The organism is Paenibacillus sp. J22R3 (assembly GCF_056269305.1).
Map to the genome: position 1 here is coordinate 527,976 of NZ_JBWDNS010000001.1, position 16,525 is coordinate 544,500.

Annotated in this window: 7 protein-coding genes; all 7 read left to right on the plus strand. The window is 54.3% G+C overall.

Translation table 11 applies throughout. From position 1 onward, the window contains the following. Positions 1-799 precede the first annotated feature (799 nt). The 7 genes from AC0YN4_RS02425 to AC0YN4_RS02455 all read left to right on the plus strand — a co-directional run bounded on the left by AC0YN4_RS02425 (position 800) and on the right by AC0YN4_RS02455 (position 16,523). On the plus strand, positions 800-6,985 hold the full coding sequence (locus AC0YN4_RS02425; protein ID WP_475835023.1) for an InlB B-repeat-containing protein: 6,186 nt from the start codon (positions 800-802) through the stop codon (positions 6,983-6,985). 335 nt (positions 6,986-7,320) lie between these two features. Then, positions 7,321-8,508, plus strand: coding sequence for a glycoside hydrolase family 88 protein (locus AC0YN4_RS02430; protein WP_475835024.1), 1,188 nt, complete (start codon positions 7,321-7,323; stop codon positions 8,506-8,508). A 67-nt stretch (positions 8,509-8,575) separates the two neighbouring features. Next, on the plus strand, positions 8,576-9,715 hold the full coding sequence (locus tag AC0YN4_RS02435; protein ID WP_475835025.1) for a right-handed parallel beta-helix repeat-containing protein: 1,140 nt from the start codon (positions 8,576-8,578) through the stop codon (positions 9,713-9,715). Between the two features lie 33 nt (positions 9,716-9,748). Further along, positions 9,749-12,223: a glycoside hydrolase family 2 TIM barrel-domain containing protein gene (locus AC0YN4_RS02440; RefSeq protein ID WP_475835026.1), complete on the plus strand. Its 2,475-nt coding sequence runs from the start codon at positions 9,749-9,751 to the stop codon at positions 12,221-12,223. A gap of 90 nt (positions 12,224-12,313) precedes the next feature. Beyond that, positions 12,314-14,476: a hypothetical protein gene (locus tag AC0YN4_RS02445; RefSeq protein WP_475835027.1), complete on the plus strand. Its 2,163-nt coding sequence runs from the start codon at positions 12,314-12,316 to the stop codon at positions 14,474-14,476. Between the two features lie 116 nt (positions 14,477-14,592). Beyond that, positions 14,593-14,724: a hypothetical protein gene (locus AC0YN4_RS02450; RefSeq protein ID WP_475835028.1), complete on the plus strand. Its 132-nt coding sequence runs from the start codon at positions 14,593-14,595 to the stop codon at positions 14,722-14,724. Between the two features lie 26 nt (positions 14,725-14,750). Further along, positions 14,751-16,523, plus strand: coding sequence for a sensor histidine kinase (locus AC0YN4_RS02455; RefSeq protein WP_475835029.1), 1,773 nt, complete (start codon positions 14,751-14,753; stop codon positions 16,521-16,523). The last annotated feature ends 2 nt before the right edge of the window (positions 16,524-16,525 follow it).

A 16,525-nucleotide genomic window follows, 5' to 3' on the forward strand; every position in this document is an offset into this window, starting at 1 on the left:
GAAAACCACCTTAGTAAAAGTGGCGACTGAAGAACTTAGGTTTTCAAGCGATCTTAGCGATTCGATTTTTTTGTTTTTGAGACATTGCTCTCTATCTGCCCAAATAATGACGTGTAAGGAGTACAACACATTCGCTACTTTCTAGTCTCAAATGGCATATGACGTGTACTTCGTACAATTCATACGTTTCTTTAGAGTGAATATAGCAGGTTATCCGTATTTCAAATGCATTTTATACACGTAAATCTATCTTTTTCTCGTAAGGCTTCGGTTTGTCGTGTAGTTTGTACAACTCAAGGAGGAAGTTGATTAAAACTTCTATATACACCACTGGATCTGGATAACCGAATTTGCTTGGAATATTCAATGATCAACATTAGGAAATAATATAGCCTTTATATAAAATCAGACCGCAGATGTGTATCTCTAATTCTCGTAAAGCTATTAAAAGTAAACGAAAGGCAGTGAAATACAATATATACCACCAATAGAATGTGTTACCTTATACGCACCGGGCTCGTCAGCGAAAGTGAGCGTGGCCAGCATTAATTATCGCAGTAAGCCCCATTACAAACAGGAAGGAGGGATATTCGAAGATTTCCGGCCGGGATCTACAGTACATGAACTTGGAACAAGTACGTTGTTTTCAAGATCGCTGAGTATGTAACCACTTATCCCAGAATAGTTAGCCCGGTCTATTTACGCAGAGTCAACGAAAGAAGGGCGCTTTGCCCGACAACACTTGGGACCACCATTTGTATAAGGGGGAAAATTGATGAAACGAAGGCTAGTGGCAATTATGATTATTGCAATCATGCTGTTGACGAGCATCCCAATCTCGGCTAATGCGGGCACTGCGGCAGGGATCGACGTGTCCGTGACTGCGGATAAATCAACCGTGGAACCGGGCGATACGGTAACCTATACGGTCACCGCCTCCAATAACGGCAGCAAAGGTACCTACAACAATATAAGCATTGTCGCGGGAGAGCATACCTGGGACATCAAACAGATCAAGAAAGACAAGTATCAAACCTTTACTTTTATTGCCACCTATAACGAGCCGGGAGAATACACGCTTATAGGCAAAGCGAAGGACAAAAAAGGCGGCCTGATCTCCCAGTCCGGACCACTGACCATTATAGTGGCGAATGCAGTCACTGACGACGGATGGATCACCATAGGCGACACGGAGGTCGTCGGCGTGGAAAAATCCTGGCTGGGCACAAAAGGTGAGGATACAACACCCGGCAACCCGTATCTGCTGTTCCGCGGTTACGACTCTTATAAGGACTTCACGACGTTTGAGCAGATCAGCGCAGCGAGTCCGTCCGGTTTCTGGCCCATACTTAGCCAAGCGGACAAGCTGATCCCGAACGGCAATACCGACAAGGTCTGGAGATCGGGAGCAGGAGGAGCATGGGACACGAACAGAGTCCTTGAGATTGAGCTTAAACAGCGACATGATCTCGAGGAGATATGGTTCTTTGACGGCGGAGAGTACCGCCCCTCGGCTTATTGGAACTTTACGGATCCGGACAACCCTGTTCCCGACGTCCCGAACGATCCTCAAGGCGTGGGCAGCAAGTGGGAGGTCATCGGCGGGTCTATCAATGTGTACGGTTATCTGGAAGACGCGGAGAGGTACGAGCTCCTGTTCTCCTATGATATGAACAACGATGACAGCTGGGTGCAGGTAGACCTCAGCGATCTCAGCAATTTCGCCAACCATACCAACCTAACCTACGAGGAAATTAAGAGAGTCTCGAAAATCAAAATCGAAAAGGTGAGCGAGGATAAATACCACTGGTGGGAAGGCGCTGACGTATACAGAAACTTCGACACCGACGTGAATCTTTCGAGCTTTGTCATGGTCGGCAAGCCAATCACCCGCAGCAAGGTGGCGGCGGTGCAGAGGTCTTGGCTGGGCAACGACGGCAAGGCTGAGGGCGACGGATCACCTTACCTGCTGTTCGACGGATACGAGAAATACAAGGACTTCACGACATTTGAGCAGATCAGCGCAGCGAGTCCAGCTGGCTACAAGCCCGTGCTCAGCGACGAAGAGAAAGCGCTTCCAACTAACGACAGCGTATGGAGAACGGGCGAGGGCGGCAGCAACAAGCTAGAGATCACACTCAATCAGAAGCATACGCTTCAGGAGATGTGGTTCTTTGACGGCGCGGAGTACGGCGCCACATCAGACGCCATAGCGGACCAGCCGAGCGAGTGGCAGGTCGCCGGGGGTTCTGTCAAGGTGTCCGCCTATGTGGATGACCATTATGTGGAGCTATTCACCTACGCGATGAACAACGACGACAGCTGGGTCCGAATGGACCTCGCCAACCCCGCCAGCTTCGGCGGCGGCTACAACTACAATGAGATAAAGAACGCCACGAAACTCAAAATCGAAAAGCTGAGCGGCGGTACGTACAAATACGTTAACTTCGCGGACGTTATCATTACGGTCGACCGCGACGTCAACCTTTCCGAGTTCGTTATTCTCGGCCTGCCGCTTGAGCCGCTGATCGCGGATACCGGGAAGAGGGAAATAGTCCCAGTAGACTGGGAAAAAGAACCTCAGACAGTGCCCGATTTTAATATTGACTTCGGTACGTCTGTCGGCACCAACAGCTTCTTTAATGACCCCGACCTTGGTGGCAACGTCGTCCCGGTCAGCGGAACGACAAGAGAATACCACACTTGGGCTTGGACGGAATACATGGTCGGAAACGACTTAGGCGCCGGCGACAACGATCCGCGTTTGATCGACGATCCGGAGAAGCCGCTGGTGGCGTTTGTCAACACCTGGGGAGCTTTTGACGCTTTCTACAGAAACATGAAGGCCGCCGGCGCTTTGGTATATCTGTGCCTGCAGAATCTGCATGTGGGAGACGCCGATAGAACGGATCCCGCGTACAACATGCCCAATTATCAGGGCGATGGGGACGTAGAAAATCCCAATTCCTATCTGGGCCACGCCATGAGCTTATGGCAGCATGTGGCTAGATATGGAAGTGCTAAGAGCACGGAGGAAGGTGGCACCATCGATCCGGATCTGGTGCACGTCGCCCCCGGCACCTCCAAGGAAATCGGGTTAAACCTGATCGAGACTTATGAGAACGGCAATGAATTAAACCTTAAGGGCGTGAGCGGCTATGAGTTCGCGGCCATGACCAGCGCGGACTACGACGGCCACATGAACTCTATGAAGGCGTGGATACACGATACGGATATTGATGTTAAATCCCGGAGCGGGAATTACATCTACACTGAGGAAGCCACCGGCAAGCCTTACTCCGGCGTGGGCATCAAGAATGCCGACCCGAACGCCAAGCTGTCCATAGCAGGCGTAGGCGGCCTCGACCTCAAGTTCTTGGAAGAGATGACAGAGTGGTTCCTGACCTACAGAACCGCGGACGATTACCTGGATATCAACTATTTCTCCGAGGGGAGTTCGTACTTCAGGAAACACGATACCGAGAAGAATAAAGCCTACACCAGAGAGCAAGCCCTGTTGGGAGAGGAAAATCCCGAGGAACCGGCAAACTTCCTATACAGGTTCGAGCAGTTCCCGGTAGACGTACTAAACGTCCACCACTACACCCCTGACTCCAAAGACGTCGCGAACGGCAGGGCGATCGGCGGTGTGGCGCCGGAGGAAGACCAGTGGACCAACCAGACGTGGAACCAAGACGTTCCTCTTGAGTACGGCATGAAATGGGTCATGAATCTTCGTGCTTTGTATTATCCTAACGCCGAGGTGTGGCTTTCCGAGCTGGGCTGGGACAGCGCTCAAGGAACGGCGACCACCGCCAAAGCGAATCAATCTTATTATCCCGGCGTCAATGCCGAACTCGAATTGAATCCGGATCTTTATCCGAGCTTCCCAGGCAGGAACAATCCGGAAACCTTGCAAAACGTAGTCGGCGGTTTTGAGATTCAAGGCCGCTGGATGGTTAGGGAATTCCTGCTCCTGTCGTCTTGGGGCGTGGATCGTGCCCAGCAGTTCATGCTGCGCGGTTCAGGAACGGGTACCGCCGGTAAATTCAATACCAGCGGGTATCTGGATACTCAAGACGTGCTGGGCGAGGGTCCGAACGCCAAGAAACCCGCATGGTACTATGTAACGGCCATGCGTAACTGGTTAGGTGATATGCGCTTCGAGAAGGAAGTGGAGACCCCCGCCTATACAAAGAAAGTAGAAGCGTGGGATACAGCGGGCAATGCCTTCACCAATAACAATACGACGCCCGAAAACGCGTTGAACGTCCTTCAGTTCGGCTTCGAGGACGAGAACGCCGGGAAAGACGAGGAAGACATGAATAACAGCAAGGGCTACGCGCTCTGGCTGGGCACTTCCAAGGGGGATGTTGACGGCAACTATGTCGATTATGAGCTTGATCTGTCCGAAATACCTCTAGCGGATATCGAGGACGTTACGCTGGTCGAGCTGGTGCGCAATAGTGAGACTGGTTCCACTACTTCCATCAAGTCTCAGCTATCTGACGGAAAGTTGACCGTAAGAGTCACCGAAAAGCCGGTGTTCGTCATGGTGAACACGGGTGATAATCCGGAGCCTTCGGCGCACAACGTTTCGATCGGTCAGATGGCAAACGGAAACATCACATCTAACAAAGCTCAGGCGATAGAGGGCGAGCTGGTCACCCTCACTGTTGCTCCGAACCCCGAATACCAGCTGCAGCTTGGCTCGCTCAAGGTCAACGGCAGTGCAGCTGGCCTGACCAGTCTCGGCAATAATAATTACCTGTTCGCCATGCCAGGCGAGGACGTCACCGTGACGGTTTCGTTCGTCGAGATAGAGGCCAACGATGAATACGCTGTCTTGTATGACGAGAACTTCGACGCCAGAGTCAATGTCGGCGGAGGAGCATGGGCCGGCGACAGAGCAGCGATTGTCGTCCGTCCACTAGGTGACGAAGGCGACAAGGCGGTTGAAATTACGCAGGGCGCCGGCAATAACCTGTATCAACTCCCCGGGATCTCTTTTGAATCTGGCGTCAACTATACCCTTGAGTATGACTTTAGAGGTGACGGCGGAATCGACGGAACCAGTTTTTATTTGAACGACAGCCAAAGGCTATTCGACGGCGATGCCCCGGTGGACGGCATGATGAATGTACGTTCGGCTAGCACCTGGAGCGCGAAGACTTATACCCAGAACGAGTGGCACCATTTCAAATTGCAGTTCAGACATGACGGCGTGAAATGGTCGTTCACGCTCTACATCGACAATATCCTTATGGCTAACGGACCCGTCGCTAGTGCTACCGCTACCGGGAGCCAAACGGTGAAATTGAAGAACGGCTACCTTAGCGATGAAGGCGGTAAAGCGTACTATGACAACTTCTTCCTCTACCGGGGTCAAGAAGAGGTCGTGAAGACGCCGCACAGCATCACGGTACCAGGTGAGATCGCCGGAGGTTCGGTCACCGCGGGCAAGGCAACGGCTACCGAAGGCGAAACGTTCACCATGACCATCGCCCCGGACGACGGCTATACGCTGTCTTGGCTCAAGATTAACGGCGTGGAGCAGACGATAGCCAGCGGCAGCCACGTACTCCTCATGCCCGATGAAGACGTCGTCGTAACGGCCGCGTTCGAGGAGCTTGAAGTTCAATACGCAATCCTGTATGAAGAAAACTATGATTCGCGTAACGCCCCTGGTGAGGTTGTCGGATGGGCCGGCACAGGCAGCGCGATTGTCGCCGCTCCGGGCGGGGCGGGGGGCAAGGCGCTAGAGATCACTCAAACCGACGGCAACAGCTTGTATCAATTTCCCGCGATCACGTTTGAGCCCGGGATCGATTACACCTTGGAATATGACTTTATGGGCAGCGGCACGAGCACCGGGAACGCTCTCTATCTCGGATGGAGCGAGAGATTCTATGACAGCGACGGCGGCAGCGATTTAAGCAAGTTGCAACTGCGCATGTGGCAGAGCTGGATCGCAAAGTCGTATACGAAAGACGCGTGGCACCATTTCAAAGCGGAGTTCAAGCACAACGGCGCGAAGTGGAGAGTAAAACTCTTCCTGGATGGCGTGCTCGTAGACGATAACGAGGTAAACGGCGCGGTTTCTCTCAATCAGCAGCTGATGTTGAAAGTCGGCGGGGCCGGCGGTAAAAACTACTTTGACAACGTCGAGCTCTACCAAGGTCATAAGTCGGGTGTCGAGTACACGGTCACGGTACCCGGTGTGATTACCGGAGGCTCGGTCACTGCGGACAAGGAAACCTCGGCCGAGGGCGATACCGTCACGCTGACCATAGCGCCGGAGGCTGGCTTCAGACTTAAAACACTTACAGCCACGCAAGGCGGATATGGCATGGAAGTCGCGTTACCGCCTGCAGGCAGCAACAAATTCACATTATTAATGCCAGCCGGAAATGTAACCGTAACAGCTGCTTTTGAGAGTGCTAACACTGCTCTGCTTGTGGAAAATTTTGACGCGTACAGCGCTCCTGGCGAGGTTGCCGGATGGGCCGGCACCGGCAGCGCGATTGTCCCTGCTCCGGGCGGAGTGGGCGGCAAAGCGCTTGAGATTACTCAAACTGACGCCAATAGTATGTATCAATTCCCCGCGATTACGCTGGAACCGAATGTTAGCTACACCCTGGAATATGACTTTATGGGCAGCGGCGTAACCACCGGAAACGCTCTCTATCTCGGTTGGAGCGCGAGGTTCTATGACAGCGACGGCCCGGCGCAGGGCAGTGATTTGAATCTGCGTTCGTGGAACACTTGGGGCAATAAGTACTATACCAAAGATGCGTGGCATCATTTCAAAGTGGAGTTTACCCACAACGGCACGAAATGGAACTTTACGCTCTATCTGGACAACGTCTCTGTAGCTTCCGGTCTCTGCGATGCGTATGTTACCGGAAGTGTACAGCTGATGTTAAAGGTCGGCGCGACTGCCGCCGGCGGCAAAGGGTACTTTGACAACATCGTGTTCTACTAAGGCGAAACTTCAAGTCAGACAAGACCGTAAAGGTTAACATTCACCTGAATAAATAATGCGGGCTTGCGTTCATCGGGAGGTTTCGTCCCGCGAATACGCAAGCCCGTGTTACGTTTCATTCGGTTGCATCGCGTTCATTCTCGATGTCGAACCATCTAGTACCCGTAAAGAGGTTATGAAAAGACAGCGATTCTATAAATATTACTATAAGGTTCGGTTGTTCAGTGGTTTTATAATAGTTACATACGGCAAAGCCAGTGTAACTTGCAGTTAGGGAAGGAAGGCTGGAATGCCATGTTATTGAAACAATAGGTTAGCCGGGAGGTAGAAGCAAGATGGAGCATCAGTTGCACCACGGCTTGGAGCGAGATTTAAGTTGGGCGGATGAGGCTTGGAGCCAGGCGGAAGCAAAAATCGGCCGGAGTGCCCGAACGATTGGAGCCGCCTTTCCGAACGGGACGACACACGGACGTTACGTCAGGGGGCCGGTGCACGACTGGGTCGCCGGCTTCTGGCCGGGGTTGCTGTGGCTTATGTACCGCGAGAACGGAGATGAGGAGCTGCGACGCGTCGCCGAACTGTGCGAGCGGCAGCTCGCGGAGACGCTGCAGACCTACGACTTGCTGCATCATGACGTCGGCTTCATGTTCAGCTTGAGCAGCGTTGCCCAGCATAAAATGGCCGAAGCGTCAGGACGCGGGGGAGATGAGGACGCCAAGCGGCATGCGCTCATCGCGGCTAACCTTCTTGCCGGACGGTACAATCCGCAGGGCGAGTTCATCCGCGCCTGGCCGAATTGGGACGAAGAGGATCATACCGGCTGGGCGATCATTGATTGTCTGATGAATTTGCCGCTGCTGCACTGGGCCGGAGGCGAGATCAAGGATCCGCGGTACAAGCACATCGCGATCCGGCATGCCGATTCCGTTCTGCGCGACTTTATTCGTTCAGACGATTCGGTCTGCCATATTGTCCGCTACGATCCGGAGACCGGGGCGCCGATCGAGTCGCTGGCCGGGCAAGGCTACGCGGCGGATTCCGCTTGGGCGCGCGGAGCTTCCTGGGCGCTATACGGCTTCGCGCTCAGCTATCGGTACACGGGCGAAGCCCGGTATCGTGAGGCCGCGCTGCGGGTTGCTCGGTTCTTTGTCTCACGGTTGCCGGAAGACGCCGTCCCGTACTGGGACTTCTTCCTGCCGGAAGCAGGTCAGGAGTCGATGCCGAGAGATTCATCCGCGGCGGCGATCGCGGCGTCCGGTCTGTTGGAACTGGCCGAGCTGCTGAAAGCGGACGGAGGAATGGGAATCGAAGACGCCGATTGGTGCCAGACATCAGCCGAGCGGATCGTCCAGTCGCTGTGCAACCGCTATGCGGAATGGGGCGACGAGCATGAAGGCCTACTGAGGCATGCAACCGGTTACTACTCGCGAGGTGTTTATGTCGATGAATCTCTAATCTATGGCGATTATTTCTTCGTAGAAGCGCTTGCGAAGCTGCGGGGACATAAGGAGTTATTCTGGTAAGCGACGATATGGGAGAGTGCGCAAGGAAGAAACCGAGAGGATGAGAGAGATGGGGCTGAGAGATCCAATGCTGCGTAATTGCACGATCGAAGTGAGTGCGGGAGGTTCACTAAGCGACTATCCTGGCTTTACGTCGATGGCCATTCAGTTGGCTGTAGATGAAGCGACCAGCCAGGGCGGAGGCATCGTGCGGTTGGATCAAGGCGTTTATGACGTGTACGGACCTATTCGCCTGACGGATCGGGTCACGCTGGCCGGGGCCGGTCCAGAGACGATTCTGCGTAAGACGGACGGTTTCAAGAGCCCTTTCGTCGTCGACGCCGACTATGGGGAGTTGCGCGTGGAAGTGTCGGACGCCAGCGGCTTCCGCGCCGGAATGGGACTACAAATTTTCGACGAGTCGCAGAAATGGGGCTGGGACGAGAGCACGGCAATCATTACAGCAGTGGAAGGTAATGTGCTGCGCTTCGATCGGCATCTTGAGCGCGATTACCGTGCGGACGACGGTGGCATGGCGACAAACGCCTGCTCGATCATCGAAGCGGTGGACGTCGAGCAGGTCCGCGTGCGTGACCTTGCGATCGATGGCAACAAGACGGCCAACGAGCCGATCGGTGGCTGCCGAGCAGGCGGGATCTATCTGAAGAAGGCGCGCGACTGCATGATCGAGCGCGTCTTCGTGAGCGATTTCAATGGCGATGGCATTAGTTGGCAGATTACCGAGAATATCTCGGTGCTGCACTGCGACGTACGCGGCTGCACAGGATCGGGGCTGCATCCCGGCGCCGGCTCGCATTCCTCGCGCGTCAAGGATAATACTTGCATGGACAACGGCACGGCGGGGCTGTTCATCTGCTGGCGCGTCCAGTTCGGCGAGTTCGAGCGCAACGTGCTGGAACATAACGCCGTGTCGGGCATCTCTATCGGACATAAGGACTCCGACAACCGGTTCGCCGACAACGTCATTCGCGGCAACGGGAATGGCGGCGTCTATTTTCGCCCGGAGAACGCGTCCAACGGGGCGAACCGCAACAAGTGGCTCCGCAACGTGATCGAGGACAACGACGGATTCGGATTTCTCGTGAATGCCGGTTCCGTCGACAATGAACTGAAGGATAATCTTATCCGCGATACGGGAACAGGCCGGCAGGCGGGGGACGTTTGGCTGGCGGATGGCGCAGATCGCTTCCTGGCGTATCGAGAATAGGCTTGAGAGACCGTGCGAAGGAGTCATTGGAACATGGCAAATAGAAGAATCGAATCTACCATCTCGTATGTGGAGCGGATGCTTGAAGGCACCGATTACCGCAGCATTGCATCTTTGGATGAAAATTGGCGCTTCCACGCGGGAGACGTTCCGGGCGCGCAAGCAGCCGGCTATGACGACTCGGCTTGGCGAATGGTGCAGCTTCCGCACGATGATTCGGCGGAATCGGATTTCGACGCCGCTTATCCGGCGAACGGGTACGTTCGCTCGGGCGTCTTGTGGTACCGATTGCCGTTTGCTTCTCCGCAACAGCATGCCGGCGGAAAACGTTACCTGATGTTCGACGGAGCTGCGATGAACGCCGAGGTGTGGGTGAACGGTCACTGCCTCGGAACCCATCCCTATGCATTTACGCCATTCTGGCATGATCTTACGCCTTATCTTCGTCCCGCGGGGGAGCAGAATGTCCTTGCGGTCAAACTGGATGCTTCTCTGCAGCCGTTCGGCAGATCCTATCTAGGAAACGGGCTGTTCCGCCGCGTGCAGTTAATCGTCACTGCGCCTTTGCACATTGACGTATGGGGCGTGGTCGCTAGAACGGAATCCATCGACTCAGAAGGCGCCTCAATCTCAGTCGCAACGAACATCTCCGTAGGGCGTTATCCCGAGACGAAGTGGAACGCGTTCGTCTGGCAAGGGAAGGGAATGAAGGACAATAACGAAATCAGCAAAAACGGCCGACTGCGAACGGCGATCCTTGATCCGGAAGGTCGCGAGGTGGCCGTAGCCGAGGCGGAGACGAACGTGCCGCAGTTCGGCAAACATCGGTTCGAGCAGCGGCTGCGCGTGCCCAAACCCGAACTTTGGAGTCCGGACCAGCCGAACCTGTACCGGGTCCGCTCCGTGCTGTTCGTCGAGGACGAGCCGGCGGACGACGTGATAACCCCGCTCGGCATTCGTACGTTATCGTTTTCCGCCGAGGGCTTCGAACTGAACGGAATGGAGACGATAATCAAAGGCGTCTGCTTGCACCAGGATGCAGCGATTTTCGGCGGCGCGGTTCAGACGCGTACTTGGGCGAGCAGGCTGTCCATGCTGAAGGAATCCGGATGTAACGCAGTCCGTACGTCGCATCACCCGTTCCCGGCGGAATTTTATCATACATGCGATTTCCTCGGAATGATGGTCATGGATGAAGCGTTCGACGAATGGCGGTTAGGCTGGGACCGCGGCTATTCGGACTCGCCGTACGGCAAGAACACGTACGGGTATTCACTCTACTTCGAACAATGGTACGAGACCGACCTTCGGGCGATGGTTAAGCGAGACCGCAACCATCCGAGCGTCATCATGTGGAGCGTGGGCAACGAGATTCCGGATCTCTATTTCGACGAAGGAATCCCCATCTTGCGCAGATTGGTCGAGATTTGCAAGGAGGAGGACGACACCCGGCCCGTTACCGTATGCGCGGAAGGCAATCATCTGCTGAGCTTGCGAGAAGGGATCATGGATTTGGTGGACGTACCGGGATATAACTATGTCGCCAGCCGTGAAGGAGATGCTTACTACGAACGCCTTCACGCCGAGCGTCCGGACCTGGCGCTGCTCGGTTCAGAGACTGAATTCGAGCCGGAGCACTGGAAGCGCATTATGCAGCATCGCTACGTCATCGGTCAGTTCTTGTGGGTCGGCATCGATTATTTGGGAGAAGGCGCCGACGTGCTCGGCGAAGACTCCGCTTTGGGCAATACGTTCGATATCTCGGCACTCGCAGGAGGTCGCCGCGGCTGGGCGTTCGGGCTCATCGATTCGGTTGGCACGGCGCGAGGAGAGTACCATTACCGCCGAAGCATTTGGAGCGATGAGCCGTTCGTTCGGCTTGCCGTCAAGCAACCCGTTCCCGCAGCCGGTGAAGCGTTAGCCTACATGAATGCGCAGTTCCATTGGAACTGGCACGAAGGCGAGCGCAAGACGGTATATGTCTTCACCACCTGCGACGAGGCGGAACTGTTCCTGAACGGACGCTCGCTCGGGGTATTGGCGAAGGATAAGGAAAGTTACCGCGCGATTGAGCTGGACGTCGATTATGTTCCCGGAACGCTCGTTGCAGTCGGCCTAAGCGATGGGAAGCGCGTATGCGAGGACCAACTGGTCACCGCAGGAGGCGCGGTATCACTGGAACTGAGTTGCGACGCCGAACGAATGACCGCGGACGGAAAGGACTTCGCGGAGCTGCGTATCCAAGTCGTCGATAAGGAAGGGCACCTAGTGCCTGACGCCGCGCATTCGATTTCCGTCACGGTACAAGGCAGCGGCAGCCTGCTCGGCATTTACTCGGCGGACGCGACGAGCAGCGAGAGCTACCGTTCCGCGAGCTGCCTTGCCTACCGCGGAATCGCCGCCGCCGTCGTGCAGGCGGGGCGGGATCCGGGAGCGATTGTCATTGAGGCATCGGCGCCGGGGCTCTCTGCCGCGAGCTGGACGTTGCCTTGCGTCAAACCAGATTAGACTGCGTGCATGCCGAGAACCGCATAGCAAGGAGAGAGGCACCCACTCGGGTGCCTTTCTCCAATACGCGATATGAAATGGGAGGATAAGGTGAAACCATTACCGGATGTTCAAATCGCTGCAGAGCAGATGTTGTTTTGTTGGAAAACCGATAAGGACCAGGCCGTACTTGAACGGGACGGTCGCATTGTGTGGCAAGGAAGTCTGCTTCCTTCTTTTGAGTTGACGGATGCAAACGGGCTAACCTCTTATACGGATGCGATTGCCTCGAATGTGTCTGCGCTTTCGGATTCTCGCTTTGAGATCGCACTTGAATTCGGAGAGTTCGGAAGAGGCTCCCTTCAGGTCATTGCCGAAGCATGGGGATTCCGTTTTGCCGGTCTTGAAGTGGCATGGCATCAGCCGACCTCTATCGTAGCACTCTATTTTGGAACTAAACGAATGACGGACTTGCAACGCAGGGCCGCGCCATCGTTGACTAAGCCATTCTGGCCGAACTGGAAGGCGGAAGGGTACTGTCTGCCTTGCGCAGGTACGAATCCGACGCGGAGCTATTGGCGTTTTTTTGATATGGGCGATGCCCTGCTGCCTCTGGGCAGCTTTGGCGATGCGATGGGTACGTCTTATGCGGCTGCTTACCCGAGGCCGCTATATGCCGCGGCAATGGGAGGCGGTGACGGGTGGATGTCGTTCGGACCCGGAGAGATCCCTGATGCGGCGCTATCGTTACAGTTAAAGTCCGCCACCGCATGTATGCAGTATTTATACAGAGAGGATTTGTGGGAAACGCCTGACCTGCACAATCGAAAATGGAGCGAACCGCTCAGACTTACCTGGGGTGTGAATGGATTCGATGCCTACGACCGGCTATATCAAACCTTTCCGGTCAACGGTCCTAAATCGCCTGTTCATGCCAAATCGTTTGTATGTACATGGGGAGATTTTAAGGAAGGGCAGTTTAATCTGAGGGCCATTACAGAACGAATTTCTGGGTCGGCTCCTGCCGATATGATCGTACTCGACGAATTTTGGGAGACTTGCGACAGCAGCGGAATTCCGGACTATACCCGGTTTCCGGAGTTTGACCGAGATATAGCGTACATGCAGGAAGAAGGCTTCGAAATTGCGGTATGGCAGTCTATCGGCTGGATTGACCAGCCTGAGGCATTCGGTCTGACCGATAGGGATTTGCTCTGCGGAGCGGACGGGAAGCCGAGGCTCTGGCGCTGGTCGGGCGATCCGATATACGGCCAGTCTTATCATTATTGCTTGGATCCCAGTTCGGAGCGGACCAGGTCGTTTCTAACGGAACGGACCAGGTCGATCGTGAGCCGGTTGAATCCCGTAGCGTTGAAGTTGGACTTCGGCTATGGCTTGCCGGGACCGGACGTAAGCGTACCGCGTCGACCGGAATTCCGGGGAGAACGACTTTGCACGGAACTGCTCAAGATCATCACGGACGCGGCTAAGGAAGCAAAGCCGGATATCACGATTATTTATTATGGACTGCATCCGCTGCTTCACGATTATTTCGACGTGATCAATATCGATGATCTGGGAGATGCCGGAGACAGCGCTGAATACGAGGCTCTCGGGCACAATCAGCGCTGCATGTGGTCGGCACTTGCGGCGCGCCGCGGTATGTTGATTAATACGTCGACAGGCTATTATTGGGACACGTTGGAGGGGATTTTGCTCAACACAGCCGTAGTCGGCACTAACGGTTTGACGCTCGGAGCTACCGATCGTACCGGCAAGGCGATGACCGCCTCGCAGCGGCTTCGCTGGCGTGCGCTCGACAAGTGGCGCAGGCGCGGAAGCGGATGGACGCCATTATGGCTAGACGCCGATTTCGGAGATGTGAGCCGCGAGCCGGTCATCAGGTCATGGGGACGGGTGGAGTCGCATACGGGGCAAGATAGGATAACTGCTCTCGCGTTGCAACATCAGTCAGGAGACGACAAGACTTTTCCGCAAGTGTCTGGAATCCGATTCACGGGAGACTGGGCGCTTATCGCTCAAGACGATGAGGATATCTTGCATGGCTCTAAGCTGGCCTGTATCCCATTTGCGCCTGGTACGCTTACCATTGAGGGACCTTTTGAAGCTGTTATTGAATTTCGTCATACCGATAAGGGCGATGAGGGAGAAACGACAAAGGTTTTGACTTCCGATCCTATCGGAAAAGTGATTCTATGCATAAGCGATGATGACCTGAATGAGATCATCGGATTTCTGTTAACAAGAAAATAAATGTCATAAACGGTAGGGGCTGACCAATGGGCAGCCCCTTTGTCATGTAAGAAAATGGAGATTTATGGGTCGTATTCCTGTCGAAAGCGCTTTATAATTAGGAGGTAGGATTACGATTGCTCGACTTCGGAGAGGAGAAACCGGTGATGGATGAGAATCGCAAGTGGCAAGCCAAATGGAGTTGGTCGGATAAGGACGCTTCGTGCGGCGAGGACAAGCTGACATTCGCAAAGGTCGGCTCGAAATGAAGATTTTCAGGAAACGACAATTAAGAATGACGATATTTCCCAAGTTGATCATTGCTTTCCTGCTAGTGGTCGCTCCGATCTACGGCATCGGTCTTGGAATGAACCAGCTGGGCGAGAAGAGCGTCCGCGAGGAACTGTCGAAATCGCTCAAGTCGAAGGTCGATTTCTACCTTAACTCGCTCGAGGTCGAGAATGAACTGATGAAGGGGCTGCTGCAGCAATACGCGATTGACAAAGATATCCAGCACGCCACATTTATCAGCAATACGATGACGATCGGAGTATGGACGGAAACGGTGCAGCGCATCCAGGAGAAGCTGCAGCTGATCAAGAACTCAAGCCCTCATATCAAGAACGTGAGCGCTCACATTCTGACGCTGAAGCGAACGATATCGAGCGACGAAACGATCAGCGACACGATTAATCCCGAATATGAGGCTGTCGCTACCGTATCCAAACTCCGAGGCGTCGGGAATTACTTCTGGAAAGACAGGCTGTTCATGGCGATCGCCTATCCCGGCTCCGATCTGCCGAATATGAAAGAAACATTCGCGCTCTCGATCGAGATTAACCAGGAGATGATGAAGCAGTCACTGCAGAACTTCTCCGACTACAAGAATGCGGGAGCGATGCTGGTCAATCCAGAGAACGGTTGGATCCTGGGCAACCAAACTGACGAAGGGCTTACGAAAGAACTTTCGGATTATTTGAAAAACCGTCCCGAGGGCAGCGTCGAAGAAGACTATAAGCAAATCTCGGCGGGAAACAGTTCTTATTTTGTCGCCTATAAGCGTTCGACTACGTTCGGCTACTACTTGATCGCCTACGTGCCGTCGGCCGAAATGCTCGGACCGATCGACAAATACCGAATGCTGCTATTGCTGCTGTCGTTCGTCTCATTAGTCTTTATCGTCGCTTACTCTTACTGGTTGTATCAGCTCATTCGCAAGCCTCTGCATCGAATGATCACCGGATTCCGTAAGGTGGAGGCGGGGATGTTGGAGCCGATCCCGCTGCCGAAGACACGCGATGAGTTCCTCTACTTGTTCCAAAGGTTCAATATGATGACGGACAACTTGAAGGTGCTGATACATGAAGTGTACGAGCAGAAGCTGCGCGCCCAGACTTCGGAGCTGAAGCAATTGCAGTCGCAGATCAATCCGCACTTCTTGTACAACACTTATTTTATTCTATACCGTTTGGCGAAGATGAACGATAATGACAGCGTCATCCAGTTCAGCCAGCACCTCGGCGAATACTTTCAGTATATTACTCGCAACGGCTCCGATGATGTGCCGCTCGAAGCGGAAATTAAACACTCTCGCACCTATGTGGAAATACAGAATATTCGCTTCGCCAAGAGCCGCATTGCCGTTGAATTCGGTGAACTGCCCGCAGGTTGCGGCGACATGCGCGTACCGCGGCTCATCCTGCAGCCATTCATCGAGAATGCGTACCAATACGGGCTCGAAACCAAGCGCAGGGACGGCAGAATCGCCGTGACGATGATCGAACAAGATGGTAAATTACTCATGTCGGTCGAGGATAACGGAGAGAAGCTGACGAACGCCGACCTACAGTCGATCGAAGCGAATCTAGTAAATCAGGGAACGGATATGGAGTACACCGGCATGCTGAACGTTCACCGACGCTTGATCATACGGTTCGGCAGCGAGTACGGCGTTTCCGTCGCCCGCGGCGAAATGGGCGGCATGAAAGCGACGCTGAGGCTGCCGATGCCCCAATCCTTGGGCAAAGCCACGGAACCCTTAGAAACCAATGACGAGAGAGGAGAGTGACA

Coding starts and splice junctions, on each gene's coding strand:
- AC0YN4_RS02455 (WP_475835029.1), top strand. CDS start 14,751: ATGACGATATTTCCCAAGTTGATCATTGCTTTCCTGCTAGTGGTCGCT.
- AC0YN4_RS02440 (WP_475835026.1), top strand. CDS start 9,749: ATGGCAAATAGAAGAATCGAATCTACCATCTCGTATGTGGAGCGGATG.
- AC0YN4_RS02425 (WP_475835023.1), top strand. CDS start 800: ATGATTATTGCAATCATGCTGTTGACGAGCATCCCAATCTCGGCTAAT.
- AC0YN4_RS02435 (WP_475835025.1), top strand. CDS start 8,576: ATGCTGCGTAATTGCACGATCGAAGTGAGTGCGGGAGGTTCACTAAGC.
- AC0YN4_RS02430 (WP_475835024.1), top strand. CDS start 7,321: ATGGAGCATCAGTTGCACCACGGCTTGGAGCGAGATTTAAGTTGGGCG.